Source organism: Paenibacillus macerans, from assembly GCF_050565405.1.
In the GTDB taxonomy this organism is placed as follows: domain Bacteria; phylum Bacillota; class Bacilli; order Paenibacillales; family Paenibacillaceae; genus Fontibacillus; species Fontibacillus macerans_B.
The window spans coordinates 26,489-51,003 of the sequence record NZ_JBNYYG010000008.1; the positions used below are offsets into that span (position 1 = coordinate 26,489).

Below are 24,515 nucleotides of genomic sequence, written 5' to 3' on the forward strand. Positions count from 1 at the left end.
TAAAATTGCGAAAAACAAAGCGGAAGCCCAACTGGGGCTAACCGCCTTGTTTGTTTGGTTACTCGCCGGATTAGGGTTTCCGCGGAAGTCCGTAGGCTTCCCGAATCAGGGCGAAGTATTGATCGGCCAACACGACTTCATATTCCGGTCCGAGCGATTCCACGATCGCCACGACATCCGCTGGTTTCATACTCCAGGCGTTGATCCCTACCGAAATAAACGTCGGCGAGCTGCCGTCCCAGGTTGCTTTGAACTCATTTAAGATGTTCATGCCGTCTTGAACGGTGGCGGTGCCGCGGAGAAAGGACACGGGCAGATTCCCGTTGACGATTTCTACCCCCATTTGGTTACCTGCTCCGAGGAAAAGGCCCGGCACTTTTAAGTATTTTACGTAGGCATCTGCTTTGGAGCTTGTGAGCGGAACGTCCCGGGCAACTTCACGGTTCAGCACGTAGGGATAAGACATGCCGGATTTTTTCAAGTAAGGGTAGGAATCTTTCATGAATTGGGCATAGCTTTCTTCCGGCCATACCTGCGGGCTGAAGTAACCGGCTCCGGACGGCCCGGCTACCAGTTGGTCATTCTCCGTTGCTGTTGACCGGTAATAGCCCAGAATCGCGGGCGCGGCATCATACAGGAGCGGGCTGGCCGTCCAGTTGATCGGCACTTGGCCGCGAGCGGGATCGTCCCACAAATTGCGCATGTGATTTTGATCGTATTGCAGATTGTCCCCCTCGCCGAACGTGAAGGTCACGTAGATTTTGTTTTCCAGCTCGGGCGTTTCGGGTTTGTCGGTACCGGCCGGCTGCACTTTCGTTCCCGAGAATACCGTCATGTTGTGGAACCAGTCGGCAGGCAGGACGTAAACTCCATGTTGCGACGCCAGATCGATGCCGGCGACTTCGCCTTCAAAGTCGTTATCGAACCATCCCAGATACGGCGTCCCCGGTTCAACGTCGGATAATATTTTCTCGAACAGCGCCTTTTGCTCGGGCACGCCGGACGAGAGCCAGAAGACCATCGCCTTGTTGGCGACCGCGTAATCGCGGAGGTATCCGAAGGGTTCTTTTTGTTCGGAGGAGAGCGGTTTAACGCTGCTGGCCGAGACCGTGTACTGGTTCCACAATTCCACGGCCACGGTTAATTGCTCCGTCCCGGCCGGCGGAACGAATTCGTACACGAAATAGTTGCCGTTATCGGCAAATCGATGATCGCTGCCCGGCAAGAATTTGGAGCCTTGGCGGTCATACAGATACGCTTCCTCTTCCGGCGTGCCGGTTTCGAAGCGCATGATTTCCTCGCCGTCCGCCGTGACGCTGATTTCGTGAACCGCAGGCCCCCAGCCGTCTTGCGGGAAGGCATCCTGGAAGCGAAGATAGACGGCATCCTCTCCTAAAAACTCGGACAAGTCAAGGTCATACGTGCTCCGGTTGCTCGCATCGCGAATTTGTTCCGATTCGGAGGCTATCGTCCGGAACGCATCGAAATTATCCGGGGGAAGCGGGATGGACGTGTTCGGGCTTAGGCCGATTAGCATTCGTTTCGTCGTTTGGCTCCATAAATGCTCATACTGCCAAGTATACGCATCCATCCGATCCCGGAATTTCCCCTGCAGATCCTCAATCACCTTCATACGATAAGGGGCCGCAGCCAACTCTTCGGCCAACTCGGGGCTGGCCACGACGGCGTCTTTCAGCCCGGCGAGGGTCGTGGCCACATTGATGGAGTCGGGAACGGCCGGATCGTAGACGATGACACCCTTAACTTCCCGGGCATAAGCTTTGACGATGTCCATGGCGTCGTCATGAATCCGATAAGGAACCCGAATATCGTTCAACCAGGGATCGGTCTCGTTTTGCTGCACGTAGATTTTCGGCTCCTTGCGGTTCACAATGCCTTGAAGCGTCGTCAGCAAAATTTTGATATCGCCTGACGCATCGTACACTTGGGCCACGTCCAGACGCTGAGGTTTCGCGAACGTAGGAAGCTCTTGATTTTTCGGCCATACGATGTCCCTCTTGTGCGAATCGGTTTGTGCGGAGCTTTCGGCGGATACTCCTAACGGTAAGGTAAAGGTACAAATCAAGGCCAAACTTAGCATGATCCATTTGCGAATCATCAATCGTCACCTCTCTTAGTTTAAAATGGGTTACGGGGACAGCTGCGTTCGAGGTTCCACCTCCTAGCGAATCTAATAAGGGCTTGAATGAGAGTTCTTACAAGATATATTTAATATATCCATTAATATATTTCAATACTTTCGACAAAACTTCACATCGATCGAGGGAAAGTTACAGATAAACCCTAAGTTATCAGCGCAGTCTTTCAGGGCAAAACACCACCTTTCACAAGAGTAATACAGTTTTTCTAACATATCATATATATCATATAGTGGTTATTTGATTCTGGTTCCCATGGGATGGGAGCGTTGATGATTTAGCGGTTCTGCATGAAAAGGAACGGGAGGGGAGATTCTATTTCCCATAAAAGGGGGGATTGGATTATGCCTAATCGCGATCGGACGCCGATCGAAACGGATGGAGATCCGCGCACGATTTATGAAGACACTACCCCGCATACGCGGTCCGGTTTTATGCCGGAACAGCCGGACGTCACCGCCTTTGTTCCCGGCGAAGAAGAGGCGGAACGAGAACAAGAGCAATCCTAGCTGCAAAGGGGCCTACGATCCGAAAGGAGAGAGGTCCTTTTTTTTGTTGAGTACGGAAAAGTCTCTTTTCTTGAGCGGCGGGACTAGGGAATCAAAGCGGGAGCATGGGTTTAGGGGGGGGGGACGAAGATCCCACGATTTTGTCCTCACCGCGGCCTCTCCATGGTATGATCTTCATTGGAGGGGACAGCCATGCGCGAAACCAATGAAAACTCATTATTGCTCCTATCGAAAATCAATTTGCCCGAACCGGTCCAGGCGTCCGTGCCGCGGCCCCGTCTGATCGATCGGTTAAACGAGGGATTGGGCTGCAGAGCCACGTTTGTCGAGGCTCCGGCCGGATATGGAAAAACGACCCTGGTCAGCGAGTGGGCCAGGCAATTGACCCGACCGGTAGCGTGGCTGTCGCTGGATGATAAAGATAATGATTTGATCCGATTCTGGCATTACGTCACGGAGGCGATCGAACGTTCGGCCGGCCGGTTATCCGAAGCGTTTCAAGCGGCTGCAACTTCGCTGAGTCCGGGCCATTACGAACCGATGGTCATCGCTTTGCTTAATGATCTAAGCGGCTTACCGCAGCCGCTTGCCTTGATCCTGGATGATTGGCACGCGATCCGCGACCCGGATATCTTGGCTTCCGTCTCCTTCTTTCTGGAGTATCTGCCGCAGGGGACGCATGTTGCCTTTGCCAGTCGAAGCTGCAACGAATTTATCAAGGCCCGCTGGATCAGCCGGGAGTGGGTTTACCGGATTCCTGACATACAGATGCGTTTCGATTTGCCGGAAACGGTGCAGTTTTTTCGGTTGGCGGCCCAAAAAGAGCTGAGCCGGGAACAGCTTGAACGCGTGCTGAAGCAAACCGAAGGCTGGGTGACGGGATTGAAGCTGATTTCGCTGTCCTGGCGCCATGCAGAAGGGCCGGACGCGCTGAAGCTGCCGTCTCCCGAGCATAGCGGCGTGGAGTATTATCTGTTCGAAGAGGTATTCGCCTCATTGGACGAGCCGATCCGGCAATTCCTGCTCGAAGTCTCCGTGTTGCAGCGAATGAGCCGCTCCCTTTGCCAAGCGGTCGCCGGTGATCGCGGGGCGGAGATGCTCGATGAAGTTTCGCGGCTTAACCTGTTTATGCTCCCGCTGGATGATTCCAGACAGTGGTACCGATTCCACCATTTGTTCGGCGATTTCTTGCGTAAGGAGCAGGCGCGCCGCCACCCAAGGAAAACCGCGGAGCTTCTTCGGGCCGCGGCGATTTGGTGCGAATCCCGGGAGCTGTTGGAGGAAGCCGTGGATTATTATTTGGCCGGGGCTTTCTACCATGAAGCGATCCGGCTGCTGGAGCAGATGCGCAGTTTGTTGATCCGCCGGGAATTTTCCACGATGAAGACGTGGCTGTCGGCGATACCCGAACACATGCTGATGCGCCACCCGTATCTTTATTTTTCCTACACTTATTCCTTGTTGTGGGCGCAGGACGTCGACCTTGCGGAACAGCATTTGCGCCGGGCGGAACAGCATTACGAAGCGGCTTCCTCCGACTGGGAGCCGGAGGAGAGCAATCGTTATTTGGGTTACCTGTATTACGTCAGGAACTTCAAAGCGACCCAATTCGAGATGGATATGGCGAAGGGACTGAAATATATCCAGCTCTCTTTGGAGCACAGTCCGCAGGGGACGGACCTGATCTTTGCCTCCCCGCTAATGCCGCTGTCGCCTTCGGTTTACCGGTCTTATAACGGGAAGCGTGGCCAGCATTTGCCGCGGGGGCTATCCGACGCCTTTTTCGTGAACATGATCGATTTCATGGGGCGGATGGGCTTGCAGGATTCGGTGGTCGTGTGTTACGGGGAGCTGCTGTATGAACGCAACGAACTGGAGCAGGCGGAACATTATTTGAAACGGGGCTTGCAAGGCCGGAGCCAGGCGCATTACCAGCCGGAAAAAGTGTACGTTCCCGCATCGTTGTTCCTGTCCCGCATCTGCCAGGCGAGACGGGATGATGCGCAGGCCGAGGGATGGATCGCGGAAGCTTATCGGCGGGCGGTCGAAGGCGGCGCTCACGAGGCTTTGATTTTGCTGGATGCGGAGTTGGCGGCGCTGCAGCTGCGTCAGGGAGACTTGAGCAAGGCGCTGGAATGGAAGGAGCGCTACGGCTTATCGGCGGAGGACCCGGTATCGGTGCACCAACTGTTTGTATACACGTTCCTGGTTCGGGTGCTGATCGAAATCGGCCATCTCGCCGAGGCGTGGCTGCTGTCCGACAAGCTGCTGTCCGTCGCGATAAAAGGCCACCGTCCGATGGACGCGCTGGATATCGAAGCGCTGCAGGCGATCATCCTGCAGTCGTCGGGCAAGCCGCAGGAAGCGCTGCTCAAGCTGGAAACGGCGCTGAAGCACGCGAAACCCGACGATTACGTCCGGGTATTCTCGGATAAAGGGCAGCGGCTCGCCGAGCTTCTCGCGGTTTATGTCGAACAGCGGCAAAAAGGGAACCTGCGCGACGACGAAGCCCCGCCGCTCGAGTACGTACGCAAAGTGTTGGCCAGCTTTGAGCGGACGGGGCAGGGAACGGCGCCTTCGGCCAAGGCCTTGGAAACGCTGCTCACGCCGCGGGAACTGACGATATTCCGCTGTATGGAGGAAGGGATGGATAATCCTTCGATCGTTCAGGCGCTCGGCATCGGCATGGGGACGTTAAAAGCCCATATCAACCGGATTTACGGCAAATTGCAGGCGAAAAATCGCGTCGAGGCCATCAAACGGGGCCGGGAAATCGAAGGATTGGGTCCTAGGAGAACGAATACGTTACGCCCGTGAGCCGTTCCGATACTTCCCAAAGCTTCCGCGAGGCGTCCGGATCGTACAGTTGTTCGGCGATCGCCAGCTTTTCCGGATAGCCCTTCAAACCGCCCCAGCCCTTTGGCCCGATATATTCGCCTCCCCGGATCGACGGCTCGGTTGCCGCGTAAAGGGAGGGAAGCGCCCCCATTTCCGCCGATTGGCTGATCAGACCGTAAACTAAGCGGAGCCAGGGATTGGCCGCTTTCCCAGCTCCGAAGGAAATGACGTTCGTATTGGCCATGCCCGGATGGCAAGCGATGCTCAGGCAATCGATGCCGCGCTCGCGGAACTTGGTTTGCAGCTCCAACGCAAACAACAGGTTGGCCAGCTTGCTCGTTCCGTAACCTTTCAGCTTGTCCTGCGGCAGGAAGGCCTCCGTTTGATTGAATTCGAGGCGCGCGTTCCGCGCCGTGTTGCTGCTGACGGTGACGACTCGCGATTTCGGGGTGGAAATCAAGCGCCCCAGCAGCAAGCCGGTCAGCGCGAAATGGCCCAAATGGTTGCAGCCGAACTGCATTTCGAAGCCGTCTTGCGTATAACGCGTCTTGGGCGAAAGCACGCCTGCGTTGTTGATGAGCAAAGACAAAGAGTCGTACCTCGCCAGAAAATCGGCCGCAAACCCCCTGATGCTGGCCAAATCGCTTAAATCCATCGCCATGACGCTGACGTCGGCTCCGGGAAAACCAGCCTTGATTTTGCCGGCCGCCGCGGTGCCTTTGTCCGCGTTCCGGACGGCGAAGACCACGGTGGCCCGCTTTTCGGCCAAAGTCTTTGCCGTTTCATACCCAATTCCGCTGCTTGCTCCCGTAACAACCGCTACTTTTCCGTATAGATCCCCGATGTCGTTTTTCGTCCATGATTGGCCCATGAAATTTCTCAACTCCCTTGAGATCCTGATCGGTTCATTTGCCGATATGGATAAATCGTAGCACGTCAGAGCGAGTTTGGCGATGCCGGAAGTCATGAAAAAAGCAGCGGTACTTAGCGCCGCTGCCTTGTTTTCGATTAACCGCGTTATTCATTTTTTCAATAGATTAATATGGTCCAGATCCGTGCTGCCGTTAAAAACGAATTCCATTTTGTAATCGCCGCGGATATAGGTTAGCTTGGTTTGCTGCGCCGTTGCGACGCCGCCGGACGCTGCCCACGAGCTTACGCCGACGATGCCCGCCGCGAAAAGGGCGAAGACGGTCTTTTTGACGGTAATCTTCTGCTTCATGTTCTTCATCTCCTTGGTCACCCGATTCGGTTTCGTCTGGCAATGAACACATTGCATATGATAGAGGAAAAGGCGGGGGGAACAAGTAACGATCCGGTTAAAATTGAATTTCAGTTTAGAAAGGACTTCGGGATTCGAAGATAAAATATTTTCGAAAGTGGATTTACATTTTTCAAAATGAGGAATATACTAAAATCATAAAGTTGCACTAAGGAAACTTTAATGGATATAGACAACTTTGGATCGCGCAAGGGAGGGATAGTCATGTTGGAACAAGGTATTGCGCATCAAACAACTCAAATGGAACCGAATGGAATGGGAATGACGGCATCCGCACATGCTGCATTAAACGGTCAGACGAAGGGACTAAAACGTCTGTTGCCGTTTCTTGGCCCCGCGTTCATCGCCGCGGTGGCCTATATCGATCCCGGCAATTTCGCCACGAATATCACCGCGGGGTCCAAATACGGGTATCTGCTGCTGTGGGTCATTTTTGCATCCAATCTGATGGCGGTTTTGATCCAGACGTTATCCGCCAAGCTGGGCATCGCCACCGGCAAAAACTTGCCCGAGGTGGCGCATGAACGCTTCCCCAAAGGCGTATCGATCTTTTTATGGATTCAAAGCGAACTGGTCATCATCGCCACCGATTTGGCCGAGTTCATCGGCGCGGCGCTGGGGCTTTACCTGCTGTTCGGCATTCCGATGCTGCCGGCCGCCGTCATCACCGCGCTTGGCTCGTTCGCAATTCTGGAGCTGCAACGCCGGGGTTACCGCTCGCTGGAGGCCGGGATCGCGGCGATGGTGCTGATCGTTGTTTTGGCCTTCGCCTTTCAGGTGATTGCGGCCAAGCCGGACCTCGGCGTGGTTGGCGCCGGCATCGTCACGCCCCGGTTCGAGGGAGTGGACAGCATCTTGCTGGCCGCCGGTATTTTGGGCGCGACGGTGATGCCTCACGCGATTTATTTGCACTCTTCGCTGACGCAAAATCGCATCGTCGGCAGAAACGAAGCGGAGAAGAAGAAAATCTTCAAGCTGGAATTTTTCGATATCGTCCTGGCGATGCTGATTGCCGGAGCCGTCAATATGGCAATGGTCGTCGTATCCGCGGGATTGCTCTTCAAAAACGGATTGGTGGTCGAGGATCTGGACGTTGCCTTCCGGCATTTCGGGGAAATCGCTGGACCGGTGACGGCGATTTCCTTCGGACTCGGCCTGTTGATCGCCGGCCTGTCCAGTTCTTCGGTCGGCACGATGGCCGGGGACGTGGTCATGCAAGGTTTTATCAACAAACGGATCAATCTGTATCTGCGGCGGGCCATTACCACGATTCCGCCGCTGGCGATCATTATTTCGGGCGTGAATCCTACCAACGCTTTGGTCATGAGCCAGGTGATTCTGTCGTTCGGCATCGCTTTTGCTTTGATTCCGCTCATCCTGTTTACCTCGAATCGCCAAATCATGGGCGGGCTGGTCAATCGGTGGATCACCACCTCGCTGGGCTGGATCATCTCCGCTTTGGTCGTCGGGCTTAATCTGTTTCTGGTATGGCAAATGCTGGTTTGAAACTAGTCCGGAAAACAAGCACTCTGCGAAATAATAAAACCCTCCAAGTTTTTGCACGAAGCTTGGAGGGTTTTCACTATGGCGGGCTGACCGGGAAGGATGCCCTTTTATGGCGCGGATTTTTCGGGTTGGGCGAAAAAGTACTTCATCATCGGCGGGGTGACGATGGTGGTGATCAGCACGACCAGCACGATCACGGCAAACATGTCCGGGTTCAGTAAACCCGCCTCCTGGCCGATGGCGGCGATGATCAAGGCGACCTCCCCGCGCGAAACCATGGCCGAGCCGATGCCAAGCGCGCTTCGCCAGCCGAAACCGGCGAGTTTCGCGCCATATGCGGAGCCAAGCAGTTTTGACGCGATCGCCACGGCGCTTAATCCGGCGATCAGGGGAATTTGCGAGGCAACGCCGGTAAAATCCACCTTCACGCCGATCGTGGTAAAGAAGACCGGGACGAAGACCGCATAGCCGATCGTTTCGATTTTTTCGGTGATCTCATGCTTGTAATCGGTCAAGCTGAGGGCTACGCCGGCGATATAGGCGCCGATGATGGCCGCAACGCCGGCGAACTCAGCCATATAGGCAAACAGGAAACAAATGATCAAGCCTGCGGAAATGACCGATTCGGAAACACGCAGCGGCGAAAACTTGCGCATGACCCAAGGCACGACCTTCCAGCTTAAGACGATGGCGACCGCAAAAAAAGCGAATTTCTTCAGAATCACCATGCCCAGGTTAACGTCGCCGCCCGCGAAACTCATCACAAAGGCCAGCAGGATGATGACGAGAACGTCATCGATGACGGCTGCCCCGAGAATCGTCGTGCCTTCCCTTGATTTCAGCCGGCCCATTTCTTTCAAGGCCTGTACGGAAATGCTGACGCTCGTCGCCGAAAGCAGCAGTCCGAGAAAGATCGCTTCAAACAAGGGCATGCCCAGCAGAATTGCCGTCAAATAACCCAGTCCGAAGGGGAGCGCAATGCCTGCGAGGCCTACGAATGCCGACGCTTTACCGGTTCTTTTAAACTCGTCAACATCCGTTTCCAAACCCGCGATGAACATGAGCAGGATCACGCCGATCTGGCTGATCTCCTCCAGAATGTCGGTTTCGTTAATCCAACCGAGGATTGCGGGACCAAGCACGATCCCGATCAACAATTTTCCCAATACCGCCGGCTGCCTTAATCTGACGCTCAGGTCGCCGGCTAGCTTGGAAGCAATCAAAATGATGGCCAATTCAAAAATCAACAATGTTATCATCCTCCGTTGCCGTTAATTTGTGGAATAAATCAAAAAAAAATACACAAAGAGCCTGCGACCACGGGCGGCAGCATACCGAAAACGGCACAATACCCCCTTGGTGACAGGCTCCTCCGGGCGAAACATATCAAATTTTAACCAACTAATCTTATTATAGCAAATACTCCCGAAAGGCACCAGCTTTTCGCATTTCCATCACTCCGCAAGACCGGGACTCGCCTGCTATACTCCTTTGCCGAGCAACCGGAATATCCTCGTTTTGTATTCCTCCAGCTCCTCGCAGCCATCGTACATGCGATTTGCGATCGTGCTCCCGTTGCCGAAGAAAAAACGCTCGAACTGGTTTTGCCTGCCGCCGAATGCGCCGCCGCCCAGCTCCCAAGCCAGTCTGAAAAGTGCGGTTCGTTCCTTGGCCAGGCTCGACAATCCTTGTAAATAGAGCGCAAGGTAAGTTTGGTTGACCGAATCGAAATCCGCCGCAAACGGGTTCATGACCAGCTGGCTGGCGCTGAGCGTTTGGATCATCCGCAGCACTTCCGCGTGAAGGTCGGGAAACTGGATTCCCGCCGCGGTAAGCGGAGCAAGAGCCGGGACATAGTGGCCGAAAGGGGTATACGTCCCGCCGGATTCCGCAGCAAGCCGCAGCGCTTTCCAATTTTCCAGCATGGCCATAACTTTGACGATTCGGCTGACGAACGATGGCTCGGCGTCCGTATTTTGCTCCTCCGCCAGCGCCTGCAGGAGGCCGAGAAAAAATTCGGTTTTGGCAATATAACGGGTAATGATGTGATGTCCCGCATAAGCGTGAAAGTGCCCCTCGTGAAACAGGTGATCGTACATTCGCTCGTCCCCGTAATAAAATACCCGCTCGTGCGGAACGAGGACCCGGTTAAAAATGACCAAGGTGTCCATCTCCTCATATCGGCTGGAAAGCGGATGGTCGATCGCCGAGGCGTGGGACAAGGTGATGTCATTGTCCCGGCAGTATTCGTAGTAACTCCTCATGTTCCGGGCATGTTCCGGCGAGATTTCCTCCAAGAGGGGCGCGGCGGTATAAAACGACATCAAGGCGGTGTTCATGTAGTCGGGCGAGCGGCCGAGAAACCCATGGTGGATCCCAGCCCAGGATTCGGACATCCGCCTTCTGCGGATCAGGTCTTCGGGGCTCTCCGGCGGCAAAAAAGAAAGGCCGACGCGTTCGCCGGTTAAAGGCGATGTATAAGTCATGATGTCGCGAAGGCTTTCCTCGCACTGCTTATCGTACATCCCGGCCTGCGTCCGGATCAGCCCGCGAAAGGCGGGGTGTCCGGACAACGGATCGGTTACTTGCTTGCCGTTATACCAGACGTTGATGCGTTGACGATCAATGCGCTCCATGTACTGCTTGCCGTTTTTTATTGGCATGGATACATTCCCTTTGCATGGATTTAAGACGTGCGCAGAGTTTCTTGAATGGTCCTGATATACGCTTGTTTATATATATTGCAAAGGAGACATTACGTGTGAATCGGGAAGCGTTAAGTTATCCACTTGCTTTCCCCATGGTTTCTTCATACTTTCCACAAAGTGAACTAGTATTCTTGAGCCATACCGAATCCAATCCATATCGCTTAACGAAAAAGGAGGTGAGAAAACAATGAAAGCCGTAGGCCGTACAACGGAGGGAAGCCAAATGAATGTCCTCGGATCCTTTGGAAACTTGTATATGGCAGTCCTATTGATTATTCTCGTCATTGGTTTGCTTTTTGCCGCTTACTATCTGTTAAAAAAAACCTACGGCTATATTCGCGGTGATCGCGAACAAAAAGGAACTAAAGCAAAAACTACCAGTACAATTGGAGGAATGACTATAATGAAAACGAATGGTAATGAAGCTCCGGAAGCATGGGCGGCATGATGTAAAGAGAAGCGGCATGTAAGGAAAAGGGGCGGCGTTCGGATTGGATCGCGCTGAACCTCGGGAAAGGTCCGACGGAGGCTCGCGCGCTTCGCAGAAACCGGATGATTCAGGCGGGATCTATGTAATAGCAACAGGATCATGTAGGAGATACCTACTGATCCTGTTTTTGTTATAGCCTGGCTTCGGATTAACCGGTGAAGATATGGTTCCCGATCTTGAGCTTTTGCGGCCGCGACCAAATCCATTCGCTGGTGGCCGTGTTCGGGTTGAAGTAATATAACGAGTTATACGTCGGGTCCCAGCCTCGGACTGCGTCGAGCGCGGCCAGATAAGCCGTACGATCCGGCGTGAGCCAATATTGTCCGTCATTCACTGCCGTAAACGCGCCGGGCTGGAAAACGACCTCCCGAATCGTATCCGGGAAAAGATCCGATTGGATCCGATTCATGACAACCGCCCCCACGGCGACTTGTCCCTTATAGGGCTCGCCTCTGGCTTCGCTGTAGATGACCCTGGCCAGCATGTCCATTTCGCTCTGGTTCAGAGAGTTTTTTTTCAAAGCCGTCCAGGTTTGCGGTCCTGCCGACCCGTCAATTTGAAGCCCGTAACGCGATTGGAAGGTTTGAACAGTGGTTTTGGTATACGATCCGTAATAACCGGTAAGCTGTTCATCGTATATGCCCATCGCTTTGAGCCTGTATTGAAGATCCCATACATCGCCGCCCGTGCTGCCGACCTTTAACGTGCCGGCGGCTGCATGCGTCGTTTCGCTGAACATCCCTAAGCTAAATGCTATGATCGCAAGCAAAAGGAATCCTCGGAATGTCTTCATCTCGAATGACCTCCTTTCCAATACACATTGTAGGGGGAGACCGGGAGCCGGACAACCCACAACATTTGGCATTGGGGGATACCGCTAACACATACATGCATTATTTTCAAAAAAAGAACGGAAGATTATTTAGATGTCTGATTACTAACTAGTGTACAGATCAATCAAAAGGTTTTCATGGGGAAGACGTGGAATTAATTAAAAATTGGGATCAAGAAGAGAATTCGTGACTTGTTGTCTCTACATGCTGCTTTGCACGATTATCCCTTTCGTTAAGGGAGTAAGTCGGGGGTTAGGAGAAGTAAAGCAGACCGGACAGGAGATTAAGGACAAGGCGCGGTGGAAACGAAAAGACCTGATTTTGCTGCAGTCTGGACCTTCCGTCTGTGGTAACGCCTGCATTGTCATCATGCTAACCCCTCAACCTGTCTCTTTGTCCTAAGCCCGTCTCGTGGTCTCAAGCCGATCTGTTTCTCCGCTACCTGATTAAATGGGATAATCGTGCAAAGCGTCCGAACAGTGAGTGTTAACCTAACGTCCAAATCGATTTCTTTATTGGAAGCTATTCATATTAGGCTGCTTAAGCTGCTTGAGGGCCTGAGCTCAAAGGACTAAAAGGAGGGCCTATGAGGAAATTTCTTTTTCTCGTGTTAATAAGTGGAGTTGCTATTTTAGGTTACTTTTTCTTGAGTAATAATTCTTCGTCTACCCCAATTAAGGCCATTGAGAAGGCCAGGTTAGAGTCAAATGTTGGTCAATTATTGAATGAGATTGAAATAGGGAAGGGAAAAGTCGTTTTTTTACTCCGTGATTTAACCGACAGTCAGACTATTAGTGCAGAATATGTTCGAAAAACATTTATGGGTTGGAAATGGGGGTATGGAGGAGGGCATACGTTTCATTCATACAATGCAAACGATAAAGACAGTTTTTGGTCTCAACAATATTTGCCAAGCACAAAAGGGACTGAATTTATATCACCATATCCATTACTTTTTGGTGTAATTACCGATCATAATATCGATTCGATTAGCGTTCATAGCTATGCTACAAACGAGAACCTAAGGGCTTCAATAATTAATACAAAAAAGTCCGAGGAACAGGGGGGAAGATTTGAGATATTTGCACGATCTGACGATAACCAGATCATTAGTTCAAAGATTCTGGAAGGATGAACAACGTATTTGTGTGAGTACCAGATGTGACTCGAATATTGATGCTTACTCTGATGAGCATTATTATGGAGGATTTGGGACATGGAATGAGAAAACCTGAAAACTGTTCCACGTAATCAGAAGAAAATTATATAGTGAGTGAGATATTAGGTAGCCGTGAAACGGGAGATAGCGGACAGTGGAAGGTAATGTACTATAGACAGATAAAGTCGTATAATGACAGGATTTTTTTTAATAAACAGGTTACCATTTGTTTGAGCAGGAGGTAATGTGAGTTGTATTGGATTGACGATATTCAGAAAGCCATTAATTACATTGAAGAAAATTTATTGAAGGATATCAGCGTTGAGGATGTTACAAATAACATACATTCCTCAAAAGATTATTTCCAAAAAGTATTTAATGTAGTCACAGGTTTTTCTATTAGCGAATATATCCGCAACAGAAGACTGTCTCTCGCTGGTCAAGAATTGTTCAGGGGAAAAGCAAAAGTGATTGATGTGGCACTTAAATACTATTACGAAACGCCTGAAAGTTTTTCGAAAGCGTTTTCTCGTTTTCATGGTGTAGCGCCCTCGTCCATACGGACACGGGAACGGTTAAAAACGTTCAACCCGATTACCATTCAAATCAATATTCAAGGAGGATTCAACATGTCTGTAAAACTTGACGTAAGGAGTGTAGGATTTCTTCCGAATCTAAAAAATGATATGCGATCGCCGGAAAGCTTTGCCCTGCCCGCTTGTATGACATCATTGATGGAGTACATCGGAGAGGATGCGAAGTGGCAAACGATCCACGCCCATGACCGTGAGTACACAAAACGTAAGCTATACGATGCGATTTTGGCCGCAACCGGAATGGCTTTCGGACTGCTTTGGCATAAAGAGAATTGTCCGAGCAGTTTCGATTTGACGCAAGTAAATGACCATAACGCAACCCTATTTTACGCATTCGACTATGTTGGTTACAACTGCGAGATCGTGGATAAGACAGCCTCGAATTTTGACGAAATGAAGAGTTTGATAACCCAAAGCATTGACGCAGGTCGGCCCGTGCTTGCCTTCGGCATTGTGGGGCCACCGGAATGTTCGATTGTGTGCGGCTATGATAGCGGCGGTGACACGCTTTTTGGCTGGAGCCATTTTCAATCCTACCATCCCGCCGACTGTGAAAACAACGGAATGTTCCGTAAATCCGACTGGTATACTGACATATGGAAAATCGTATTATGCAGAGATACAAAAGAGCCAAAGACTGATTTAAAAGACATCATTCGGCGCGGCATTGCCATAACGACAGCAAATGAATTGGATGGTTATTGCTCCGGCGCGACGGCTTATGACGCTTGGGCTAAATACGTCGCAGATCCGGCCTATGAAGCAATGAGCGACGAAGAGTTGCGCGACAAATATTGGTTTCACCATACTTTGGTTGGGAATCACGCTGAAGCAAGATGTTATCTCGGTGACTTCCTGCACGAAACAGCGGAAAACGATGAACATCTCCATAAAATCGCGGATCTTTATAGCAAAATACATGATACCTGTTGGCAAATCTGGGGGGTTGCGGGAGGCATAAACGCTCTGGATGGGTACAAGTGTCTCCGTGACAAGACAAAGCGGGGCGAGCTTGTGGATTTAATAAGGAAAATAGAGAAACTTGACTTTACGGCGGTTAAAGAACTAAGAGCTTGGCTTAAATAGTGAGTTCTTATAAATACAGTTCCCGGAGATTCAATACATCATGGTACCGTGCATGTGTCAGGAATTAAAGATGATTCGAGGGATTCCTTCGTAAAGATCAAAACCATAAATGATCTATCGTTTCTGTTTATTATGTCAGATAAAACGTTAGAAGAGAAATTGTTAGAAAAATAAGAGGCGTCAGGCGGTGAGAGGACGATATTTCCAAACAAACAACAACCGCGCTCTGGATGTCCTACGCTTGCAGCTTCTGGAAATACTTGGTACGCTAATTTGAAGGTTTCCGCTCAGGAAACCTCTATTTACATGGGAGGGATTTATATGATAAAGAGTGTTTTTCACTGTGCGCGGTGTTCTTCGGGAAGGAGGGGAAATCTACTATGAACCCTAGTTCCTTGGATCAGATTTCCCGAACACAACTTCTTCATCAGCTGGTTATGCAAGTCAATTTCTATGAACTAAATCTCATAGATGACGGGAAGTTGAAATATGCAGTCATTCTGGCCAAATACAATGACCAGTGGGTTTATGTGAAACATAAGGAGAGGCAAACATGGGAGATTCCTGGGGGAAGAAGGGAAGCAAACGAATCTATCGAAGCTACGGCTAGAATAGAACTGTTTGAGGAAACGGGCGCGTTGACCTTTAATTTGTCGCCCTTGAGCGTGTATTCGGTAAAGCGTGATCGTGACGACGAATCATATGGCGCTTTGTTTTATGCGGAAGTATTGGAGCTTGGTCCATTGCCTGCCGATAGTGAAATAGGGCAAATCAGAATCATGCAAGGATTACCAAGCGATTAAAGGAGGGAATGTTATGCGCAATTACGGTGAAGACCTGTTTAAAGATACAGCTTGGTACTATTCCAGGTATCGGCCTTTATATCCTTCATCGCTTATTCGGTATTTAGTTCATAAATTTTCGCTGAATGGTGAAGGCCGGTTGCTTGACTTGGGATGCGGAACGGGGCAGTTCACTCTAAGATTTGCCGATTGGTTTCATGAAATTACCGGCATCGATGCTGAACCGGAGATGCTGGATGAAGCAAAACGTTTGTCCTTAGAAAATAGAGTGGAAAATATCAAATGGTTGTGCGGCAAGGCGGAAGATTCAGTTCAGGCGCTGGCCCCAATTCGCCTTACAGTCATAGCCAAAGCATTTCATTGGATGGATAGGGATGCGGTCCTTCAAATTCTATACAACAATACGGATGAAAATGGCGGTATAGCGATCATTGATCCTTATCATGAGGAACAAGAAGCATTATCGTGGCAACTCAAAATAAATGATGTTTTAAAACGTTGGCTAGGCCCCGAAAGAAGGGCAGGCAACGGCATTTACATTCCGCCCCAAGAAAAGTATGAAGATATCGTAGCCCGATCAAATTTTAAATACGTTGAAAAACATGCACTACCCGATGATTCATACACGTGGACGGTTGATTCGATCATTGGGAATCTGTACTCAACTTCGTATGCCTCCAAACGTTTTTTTAATCATAACCATGAGCAGTTTGAAGAAGAATTAAAAGCTGCTTTATTGGAAGTTGATGCTACGGGCGTATTCAGCGAAAAAATATCGATATCCGTTGTTACGGCGTTTAAATAAAGGATTCCAGTTAGGAGAAACGTTATGAAAGCATGGAAGGTTTGTTTGTATTTGACAATGATGCTTATCGTTTTAACGGCATGCAATAGCAAGGATCAACCGGTTGAAGATGGTTTAGTTCTATACACAACTTATTCGTTAGGCGGAGAGGATTTAAAGGTTACTGAGGTTTCTTACTCGGTGAATCTATCGAATCGAACAAATCATGCCATATACCTACTATCTATAGAACCGGTGATAAGTGAATCGTTATATCCTCAACTCATCGATACTGAATTAAAAATGAATGCAAATCAAGAAATCCTGCCGATGTCCGCTAAGGAGATTAAGGGCGAATTTAAAGTGGATACGGCAGGTCTTGATAAGGAGCAAATAGCTGACCTGATTCAATTGAAGCAGTTTAAGGTAATAACCGAGCAAATCGTTGGTGGGGAAAATCATTGAAAGAGAGTCGGTGATTCGTTATTAAGCAAATCATTAGAATAAATGTTGTCAGCATACTTTATGCTTTCTTTATATTTGGACCCATTGAGCTTATGTCGGCGCCGAATTGATAAAAATCGTCTTGTAAACGCAAAATTAGCGCCCTCCCTCGACTTATTGTAATATGCTCTCTTCAAAAAGAGATATTAGATGAGGAACAATGAAGAACAACATCATTAATGAATTCAGAAAAACAAAAGACTAAAGGAAACGGCTAATACATAAGTTTAACTTACTAAACCGTTGAGGGGCGATGGGTTATGGTTGCAGGCTTTTGGATCAGGCTTGGGGCATCCTTATTGGATGCCATCATTTTCGGGATTCCGCTAGCCATCCTTTCTTATATTGTGACTGGCGATGCGGAAAGCATTTTTTCTGATGTGATATCCTTCTTGTATGTATTGCTCCTGCCTGTTTTTTGGGATGGATATACCATCGGGAAACGCATATGCGGAATTAAAATTAGAAAAATCTATGATCACTCTTCTCCAGGGATCGGAACCATGTTATTACGCAACCTAGTCGCAGGTTTACTTTATGGTTTGACTTTTGGAATTTGCATCCTTATCAGCGCATTCATGGTTGGTCTTCGTGAGGATAAAAGATCGATTCATGATTTTATTGCTGGTACGGAAGTCGTATACGATAAATAACTTACTTAAAAAATTGCGCCCTACGACCATTTGATGCTATACTTTGCGCATGAAATGTGATTGGGGGTTTTACAGATGGCAATGCCGAATTGCTCATTTGCTAGGAAGTCCTCATGCAAAGTGATCCAGAAGTTCTTGTGAACTTACTGGATCATTTTTTGTCTGACTACTTATCGGGTGGAGTTAGGGAGATGTACCAGTTAAATGGGGCTCGAGTGAAGGAAAATGCACATTTTATAGTAAATGGCAATCTCCAATTAAGAAACATTGTGGAAGTCATCAAAGAAGAAATGTTAAGATCTACCCATAATTGATAACGGCGGCGGGGCTACCCCCCTTTGGTTGACCGATGTATAATCATGGAAGAAACGAGAAGTTAGAAGGACGGATGATCACAGAAGTCCGATCGATGAAAAGAGCCAAAAACTTAGAATTCTTATGGATAGAAACGCGTGAATCTGCACTTCTGCAAGGAAATAAACAAGGAGGTACCGGAATGATTAACATGGATCAGATCTATCTCATCACGGATATACCGGGGTATTCGCCGCAAATTGGACGTTTGTTGTCGATGATGAACTATGCAAGATACACGACCCTGGAAGCCGCGAAAAATTTGACCGTAGAGCAGTTGGATTTTCTTTTGGATTCCGAAAGCAACTCCATCGGCGCATTGTTGTTGCATTTCGCTGCAGTAGAATACGCTTATCAAGTGGAGACGTTCGAGACAAGGGAGCTAAATGATGAAGAGATGTCGATCTGGGGCGCGGCTTTAGCTTTGGGTGAAGAAGGACGGACGAATATTAAGGGACATGAGTTAAAATATTATGTTGACCGATTAAATCAAGTTAGCATCGGACCTATGAATTATTTAAAACTGTTAGTGATAGCTGGTTATATCAGGAAGAGGAGTTCTGGTATCAAAAACAAGCAAATCATTATTTCATGTGGTTTCATGTTTTTGAAGATGAGATCAATCATCGAGGCCAAATCAGAATGATTAGAAAGAGACTGAAGGTATGAGGATCGATGTTGCAACAGAATACGATTATGAATACATTTTGCAAAGGGATCAACACGTTGCCGAAAGACTGGTGCGAACCAAAATAAAGAGATCGCGAGATTTTCGTGCTCAGGGAGTCGGATCGGGAAATCGGCTGGATGCGATATGGTTACTTTTGGGATAACACCCCGTTTATGAATTTGATCTGGTTAGACGAAGAATTTCGGGGAATGGGCTATGGCAAACAGGTTGTGCTCCACTGGGAAGCACTGATGAGACAACAAGGATTCAAAACTGTCATGACATCGACGCAATCGAATGAAGAGGCTCAGCACTTCTATAGAAAGCTTGGCTATAAGGACATCGGTTGTTTATTGCAAGAAAATGATCCGCTAGAAGTGATGCTGGCCAAGAACATCGTCGCAAATCCATCGGCGGGATAGGAGGGGTTCGCACTGAAAAAAGGACGTTTGTTTATCGCTCTGATCATGGTGGCGTTGTTCGCTTTAGCAAATAACCACCTAGGACATTCCCTGGGCGATCGCATTTTTACTATATTTGGAGTTTCGCCTTGGACAGGGCAGGAACGGACAGGTTTGCATTTGCCGGTCGTTTTGGGATTGATCCTATTGGCGGTTGGGGTGGCGGGCACCCTGAGAGTATATCGGGACAAATACCCCAAAATGGGGCGATGGATATTTCTCGGGGGGATTGCCTTTTTCCTTATTTACCCGGTTGCAACGGAGAAAACGATGTTTATTTTTAAATTCTATGCAACAGGAGTATCTTCACTGGATTATGCTCAAAAGGAAAGTCAATGCTCCCTGCAATCGGAGGGAAAGCAAGTCAAGGCGAATTGTTCTTTTACCATTTATAATTACGGTCAAGTCGAAGAAATAACATTAAAACCCTTATTTTCCGATCACTTTGCCGATATTGAATTCGAGCCAAGCGCAATCTCATTGCAGCCTCATCGCAAAATGAAGATGAATAAGGAGTTTTACGGCAAGTTAATAGAAGACACCGGCTTTTCCGGATTCATGCAAGATTTTGCGGCCGAAGTGGAAGTCAACGGAACAAAGAGGAGGTTTGAGTAGTACATCATGAACGATGATAACCCAGGACTCATATTAGTTACGGGCATCATGGCCAGCGGCAAGTCAACCGTTGCGCAGTTACTGTCTGAACGATTTGCGAAATCGGTGCATTTGCGGGGAGATATATTTCGCCGAATGATTGTTAATGACCGCAGGGAAGTACGCCCCGACGCAGCAGCGGACGAGTTGGAGCAATTGAGGCTCCGGTACCGATTAGCCGCACAAACTGCCGACGTCTATTTTGAAGCAGGATTTACCGTCATTGTCCAAGATGTTGTCGTAGGTCCCATGCTTGACGAATTTATATCCTTCATCAAGAATCGTCCGCTTTATGTCGTGGTTCTTTGCCCCAAACCGTCCGTCGTTGCCGAGAGGGAAGCGACCCGCCTCAAGAAAGGCTATGGGGTGTGGACGGTCGAAGCCTTGGATCAAGTGTTGAGAAAAGAAACACCGCGCATCGGCATGTGGCTGGATTCGTCCGAACTGACGCCGGAAGAGACGGTCGCCGAAATTTTGAGAAAATTGCAAGATGAGGCCAGAGTTAGGGACTAAACGAAATCAACGCTTAGAAGCCGATGTTTGGTATTGCTTGGGAGCAGAGGGGAAACGAGATTGTTTGGCTGAGACCGTTTAACCTCACGGCCATGCTGCGGCAGATGAGCCATCGGCAAACAAAATCCCCCTCCATCAGAGGGGGGAAAACTATCGGTTAGCTGGAGCTGTGCCTCCTGGATTTATAGTATCCCTGGCCCATGTGGCCATGCCGGCGCTTGTAATCGGAGGAGGAACCCATCATTGGCCGCGCGTACCCGTGGCTGCTGCTGTAGCGCTTTCCGTAATGCTTGGCGGAGCTGCTGTAATGCCTTCGATGGCTGTGCGATGCGGAATGAAGCAATTTATTGATGAATCTTCTCAGCATGTCATAAACCTACCTTTCTGATTTGAGATGCTTACATTCTATTGTATTCGTTGTTGGACATAAAAGAAACCAGGCGATCAACGCGGGGACAAAAATGCCCGCAGCGCCGCCATCGCTTGCGACGCATTTGCATAGGGCTCCCGCAGCTGAAGCAGACGTTCGATGATTTCGATCAGCTCGGGGGAGAGCGTCAGCTCCTCCTGCCAGCTTCGCTCCCGGGTGTCCAGAGCGGAATGAGGCGATTCAAAAGTCGAGTAGAGCAGAAACAGCATGAAATGACCGATATCGAGCAGATCGGATTGCGGCTCTGCCGGGCTTGATAATCGGGAAGCTTCGGGATCCGGGATCGATTTGCTACGGAACGGCTGAAATGGCTGAGACGGATGAAACGAGATCGGAAGTTCGCCAATGGTTCGTGCCAAGCCGAAATCGATCACGCTTAGTTTTCCCTCATGCAGCAATACGTTGGGAATACGCAAATCGAGATGAACAACACCCTGTTGGTGGATGGAGTGAACCAGCTCGAGCAGTTGCAGCGTGATCCGCGCGCTATCCGCTTCTCCGTATCGCCGGCCTTGTTCAAAGATCAAGCCCTCCAGCGTTTCTCCGCTTAATATGGACATCACCAAATAGGTATAGCGGCCTTCCGTCATGAAATCCATGCAGACGGGGATACCGCGGTGACTCAGGGACTTCAGGATGCGAGCTTCCCTCTTCAGAAGCTGCCTCGCCAGCAGTCCTTTGCTGGGTCTGGCTTGTTTCACGGCTACGAGACTTTCGTCGGTTTGATCGATGCCCAGGTAAGTGATCCCATAGCTGCCTTCACCGATAACCTCTTTAAGAAGATAACGCCGTCCCAGCAACGTGTTCGGCTCTGCCCGATAATCCCGCCATGCAGCCCAAAAGGACCCTAGGAATGAAACTAACCGCATGTCCGCTATAACCTCTCCTTCGGTACTCCTAGACTTTGGTCCAGTGTGAACACAGACCATTGCCGTTTTTGAACTTCAGTATTTTATACTATTATAGAGGATAACGATCCTGTATGATAAGCTAGAACAAATTTGAACGAACGGAAAATGATAAGCTGAGGGATGCAGTTATGACGATAATGAATGCAAATACAGAGCTGGCGGACAGGTGGTATCGGCAGGCTGAAGACAAGGCGGCCCATTATTTGGACTCGCTTCAAGGACAGATCCGCGAGAAGAGCTACGTGCCAACGCTGCTCGAGGATTTCAAATGGTGGAAAAAAAAGCATCTTCCGCATCGGACGTGGTTCCCGCGATTAGGCCGCAACGCCAAGCCGCCCGATTCAGCGGAGGGTTCGCGATATATCGCGTGGCTGGCCCGTACCGGAAAGCTGGACGATTATTTGGAGCGGAGCGTTTCGTATATGTATCTGCGGGATTTGGGCCAAGATTTGGCCGACCCGCAAACCCGGACGAAGATTCAACGCCTGATCGCCGGGATGAAGCAGCACATCCTTCGTCCCGCCGAACAAACCGGTAACCATGCGCCGGATTTCTTCAGTTTGGCTTCACTATATCGCTGGGCCCAGCGCGAGGGCGTGGAAGAGGCTACAATTTGGGTCATCGGGCGGTTAAAGCGAGTTTCTTCCCATCTGCCGCCGGAAATGAATGCCGAGGAAGCCGAACGCAAGCTGATCAAAATCATCTTCGGGGTCGTCATGCATGTCATCGACGAGATGGGCGACGAAGTAGCCTATGCGGAACGGTCTCGCCGTCTGGGGGAAGCGATGAAGCTGGGGTATTTTTACGGACTGACCTACCCCTTTATTGACGACTTGCTGGATTCCGGTGCCTTGGACGCAAACGAACAGGAACAGTATTCGCGAATGATTCGCACCACGATCCGGACAGGAATCGTGCCGGAACGCGGGGAGTGGACCGGAAGCCATCAGGAAATGGTCCGGTTTATTCATGCCGAACTGCGGGAGGCGTATGAATTTATTCGCGGTTATCAGAGCCAGGATACGCAGGATGTTTTCTTCGAGCAATCGTCTGTTTTTTTTGAGTCGCAGGATGCCGACCGGTGCAAATCACTGGACCATCCGCATTATTCGAACGAGGAGCTGTACCTTCCGATCATTTTGAAGTCGGCATCGTCGCGGCTCATTGTACGTTCCGTGATTTCCGCCCCGCAGGATGAAGGCTTTGACCAGAGAGTTTTTTATTATGGCCTGTACAACCAGCTGGCCGACGACTTTGCCGACATCGCCGACGATCGGGAGGCCGGAGCGGTTACGCCTTATACGTATTATTTGACTTACCGGCACGAACGGCCCGACCTGATCAATCCGTTTGAATTATACTGGGCGGTCATTTCCCATCTGATCCACCATGTTTACCGCGCGGAGCCCCAAACGCGCGAGATCATTCTTGCCCGTGCCGTCAACGGCCTCAAACGTTATCGAAGACGCGTCGGAACGGAGCGGTTTAACGAGCTTATGGAGATTTTTTCGTTGGGGAACCCGGAGCTTGAGCAGCTTATCCTGCTTCTGGTACGTCAAGCGGTAGACGTGGATTTCTACGACAAGCTGCTGCGGGACCAACTGCTGGCCACGATGAGAACGAACCATCGAGAGAAAGAACACTTTATCCAAACCGTCAAAACGGCTCGCATGCACATTAATGCGTTATTACCAATCCCCAATACATCATCCTCTTCGTTGACGAACGAACTGTTGGTCGATACGGCGAATTACAGTCTGGAAGGAAGCGGAAAGCGACTTCGCCCGGTCCTGGCTTGGGTGATGGGGGTGCAGGTGTACGGACTGGAGCAAAATGCCTTGTCGCCGCTATTCCGGGCGCTGGAATACATGCATACGGCTTCCTTGATCTTTGACGATCTGCCTTCCCAGGATAATTCGGCGACCCGACGCGGTCGGCCGACCCTGCATGAGGTGCACAACAGCGCGATTGCCGAGTTGACCGGCATCTTCCTGATCCAGAAGGCGATTGAAGAGCAGGCGTCCATAAAGGAGTTTGATAGCAATTCCGTGCTTACGCTTCTGCAATATCTATCCCGGAAGGCCGGGGAGATTTGCATCGGGCAAGCGATGGATTTGAATGCCAAGGGCAAGGTGTTAACCGTGGCGGAGCTCAACCGGGTTTGCTTCTACAAAACGGGGATCGCTTTTGAAGCTTGTTTGGTGGCGCCGGCCATTTTGGCCCGTGTCCCGGAAACGGAAATCGCCGTCTTGAAAAAAATCGCCTACCACACGGGCATCGCCTTCCAAATCAAAGACGATCTGCTGGACGGGGAAGGGGATCAGCGTTTGCTGGGCAAACCCGCCGGGAAGGATGTCGAGAACGACAGCTCGACTTATGTTACGGTGCTGGGGCCGGCCGCAGCGAACAAAGCGATGTGGGAGCACTATTGCCTGGCAATGGAAGCGTTGAAGGAACTGCCCCGTAATGCCATATTTCTGAAGCATCTGCTCAATTATATCATCAGCCGGGAAAGCTAACGAACTCTTTATTCCACTTATACTGAACTGGCTCGATTCGTACATCTTGCTTTTATAGCGCTCCTTCCCTAACGGAAGGGGCGCTTCTTTATT

At 50.0% G+C, this 24,515-nt stretch carries 21 protein-coding genes and 2 pseudogenes; 15 read left to right on the forward strand and 8 right to left on the reverse strand.

Going from position 1 to position 24,515, the window contains the following annotated elements:
• Positions 1–70 precede the first annotated feature (70 nt).
• Complete coding sequence (locus ACQ4N8_RS07925) at positions 71–2,119, reverse strand: GxGYxYP domain-containing protein (RefSeq protein ID WP_430703804.1); 2,049 nt, start codon at positions 2,117–2,119, stop codon at positions 71–73.
• A gap of 384 nt (positions 2,120–2,503) precedes the next feature.
• Between ACQ4N8_RS07925 and ACQ4N8_RS07930 the strand changes: the two genes are divergently transcribed.
• Positions 2,504–2,668, forward strand: a complete 165-nt coding sequence (locus ACQ4N8_RS07930) for a hypothetical protein (protein ID WP_430703805.1) — start codon at positions 2,504–2,506, stop codon at positions 2,666–2,668.
• 192 nt (positions 2,669–2,860) lie between these two features.
• A complete protein-coding gene (locus ACQ4N8_RS07935) occupies positions 2,861–5,485 on the forward strand; it encodes a LuxR C-terminal-related transcriptional regulator (protein ID WP_430703806.1) in 2,625 nt (874 codons plus the stop codon).
• On the opposite strand, the gene ACQ4N8_RS07940 is transcribed toward ACQ4N8_RS07935, so the two are convergent.
• Complete coding sequence (locus ACQ4N8_RS07940) at positions 5,457–6,377, reverse strand: oxidoreductase (protein WP_430703807.1); 921 nt, start codon at positions 6,375–6,377, stop codon at positions 5,457–5,459. The genes ACQ4N8_RS07935 and ACQ4N8_RS07940 overlap by 29 nt on opposite strands.
• 150 nt (positions 6,378–6,527) lie before the next feature.
• Complete coding sequence (locus ACQ4N8_RS07945; protein WP_430703808.1) at positions 6,528–6,728, reverse strand: hypothetical protein; 201 nt, start codon at positions 6,726–6,728, stop codon at positions 6,528–6,530.
• A gap of 300 nt (positions 6,729–7,028) precedes the next feature.
• Between ACQ4N8_RS07945 and ACQ4N8_RS07950 the strand changes: the two genes are divergently transcribed.
• Positions 7,029–8,294, forward strand: a complete 1,266-nt coding sequence (locus ACQ4N8_RS07950; protein ID WP_430703905.1) for an Nramp family divalent metal transporter — start codon at positions 7,029–7,031, stop codon at positions 8,292–8,294.
• Positions 8,295–8,401: 107 nt separating this feature from the next.
• Here the strand turns inward: ACQ4N8_RS07950 and ACQ4N8_RS07955 are convergent, their stop codons facing one another.
• Entirely contained in the window at positions 8,402–9,544 is a 1,143-nt protein-coding gene (locus ACQ4N8_RS07955; protein WP_430703809.1) for a cation:proton antiporter, read from the reverse strand.
• Between the two features lie 231 nt (positions 9,545–9,775).
• A complete protein-coding gene (locus ACQ4N8_RS07960) occupies positions 9,776–10,957 on the reverse strand; it encodes a 4-hydroxyphenylacetate 3-hydroxylase N-terminal domain-containing protein (RefSeq protein ID WP_430703810.1) in 1,182 nt (393 codons plus the stop codon).
• Between the two features lie 232 nt (positions 10,958–11,189).
• On the opposite strand from ACQ4N8_RS07960, the gene ACQ4N8_RS07965 reads away from it, so the two are divergent.
• On the forward strand, positions 11,190–11,450 hold the full coding sequence (locus ACQ4N8_RS07965; protein WP_430703811.1) for a hypothetical protein: 261 nt from the start codon (positions 11,190–11,192) through the stop codon (positions 11,448–11,450).
• Between the two features lie 190 nt (positions 11,451–11,640).
• Here the strand turns inward: ACQ4N8_RS07965 and sleB are convergent, their stop codons facing one another.
• A complete protein-coding gene (gene sleB / locus ACQ4N8_RS07970; protein ID WP_430703812.1) occupies positions 11,641–12,285 on the reverse strand; it encodes a spore cortex-lytic enzyme in 645 nt (214 codons plus the stop codon).
• A 626-nt stretch (positions 12,286–12,911) separates the two neighbouring features.
• Here sleB and ACQ4N8_RS07975 point away from each other — a divergent pair.
• From ACQ4N8_RS07975 to ACQ4N8_RS08020, 10 genes and pseudogenes are all read left to right on the forward strand, one after another.
• Positions 12,912–13,460, forward strand: coding sequence for a hypothetical protein (locus tag ACQ4N8_RS07975; RefSeq protein WP_430703813.1), 549 nt, complete (start codon positions 12,912–12,914; stop codon positions 13,458–13,460).
• 275 nt (positions 13,461–13,735) lie between these two features.
• A complete protein-coding gene (locus tag ACQ4N8_RS07980; protein WP_430703814.1) occupies positions 13,736–15,166 on the forward strand; it encodes a helix-turn-helix domain-containing protein in 1,431 nt (476 codons plus the stop codon).
• A 380-nt stretch (positions 15,167–15,546) separates the two neighbouring features.
• Entirely contained in the window at positions 15,547–15,969 is a 423-nt protein-coding gene (locus ACQ4N8_RS07985) for an NUDIX hydrolase (protein ID WP_430703815.1), read from the forward strand.
• Positions 15,970–15,982: 13 nt separating this feature from the next.
• Positions 15,983–16,774 carry a class I SAM-dependent methyltransferase gene (locus ACQ4N8_RS07990; RefSeq protein ID WP_430703816.1) on the forward strand — a complete coding sequence of 264 codons (792 nt, stop codon included), beginning with the start codon at positions 15,983–15,985 and terminating at the stop codon, positions 16,772–16,774.
• 24 nt (positions 16,775–16,798) lie between these two features.
• Positions 16,799–17,218 (forward strand): hypothetical protein, encoded by a 420-nt coding sequence (locus ACQ4N8_RS07995; RefSeq protein WP_430703817.1) that lies wholly within the window; start codon positions 16,799–16,801, stop codon positions 17,216–17,218.
• 299 nt (positions 17,219–17,517) lie between these two features.
• A complete protein-coding gene (locus ACQ4N8_RS08000; protein WP_430703818.1) occupies positions 17,518–17,910 on the forward strand; it encodes an RDD family protein in 393 nt (130 codons plus the stop codon).
• Between the two features lie 496 nt (positions 17,911–18,406).
• A pseudogene (locus ACQ4N8_RS08005) lies at positions 18,407–18,933 on the forward strand (DinB family protein).
• Positions 18,930–19,356, forward strand: a pseudogene (locus ACQ4N8_RS08010) (GNAT family N-acetyltransferase). The pseudogenes ACQ4N8_RS08005 and ACQ4N8_RS08010 overlap by 4 nt, the downstream one beginning before the upstream one ends.
• A 27-nt stretch (positions 19,357–19,383) precedes the next feature.
• Positions 19,384–20,010 carry a hypothetical protein gene (locus ACQ4N8_RS08015; protein ID WP_430703819.1) on the forward strand — a complete coding sequence of 209 codons (627 nt, stop codon included), beginning with the start codon at positions 19,384–19,386 and terminating at the stop codon, positions 20,008–20,010.
• 6 nt (positions 20,011–20,016) lie between these two features.
• Positions 20,017–20,562 (forward strand): AAA family ATPase, encoded by a 546-nt coding sequence (locus ACQ4N8_RS08020; RefSeq protein ID WP_430703820.1) that lies wholly within the window; start codon positions 20,017–20,019, stop codon positions 20,560–20,562.
• A 157-nt stretch (positions 20,563–20,719) separates the two neighbouring features.
• On the opposite strand, the gene ACQ4N8_RS08025 is transcribed toward ACQ4N8_RS08020, so the two are convergent.
• On the reverse strand, positions 20,720–20,929 hold the full coding sequence (locus tag ACQ4N8_RS08025; RefSeq protein WP_430703821.1) for a hypothetical protein: 210 nt from the start codon (positions 20,927–20,929) through the stop codon (positions 20,720–20,722).
• 77 nt (positions 20,930–21,006) lie between these two features.
• Entirely contained in the window at positions 21,007–21,861 is an 855-nt protein-coding gene (locus tag ACQ4N8_RS08030; protein ID WP_430703822.1) for a serine/threonine protein kinase, read from the reverse strand.
• Between the two features lie 170 nt (positions 21,862–22,031).
• On the opposite strand from ACQ4N8_RS08030, the gene ACQ4N8_RS08035 reads away from it, so the two are divergent.
• Positions 22,032–24,422 (forward strand): polyprenyl synthetase family protein, encoded by a 2,391-nt coding sequence (locus ACQ4N8_RS08035; RefSeq protein WP_430703823.1) that lies wholly within the window; start codon positions 22,032–22,034, stop codon positions 24,420–24,422.
• The last annotated feature ends 93 nt before the right edge of the window (positions 24,423–24,515 follow it).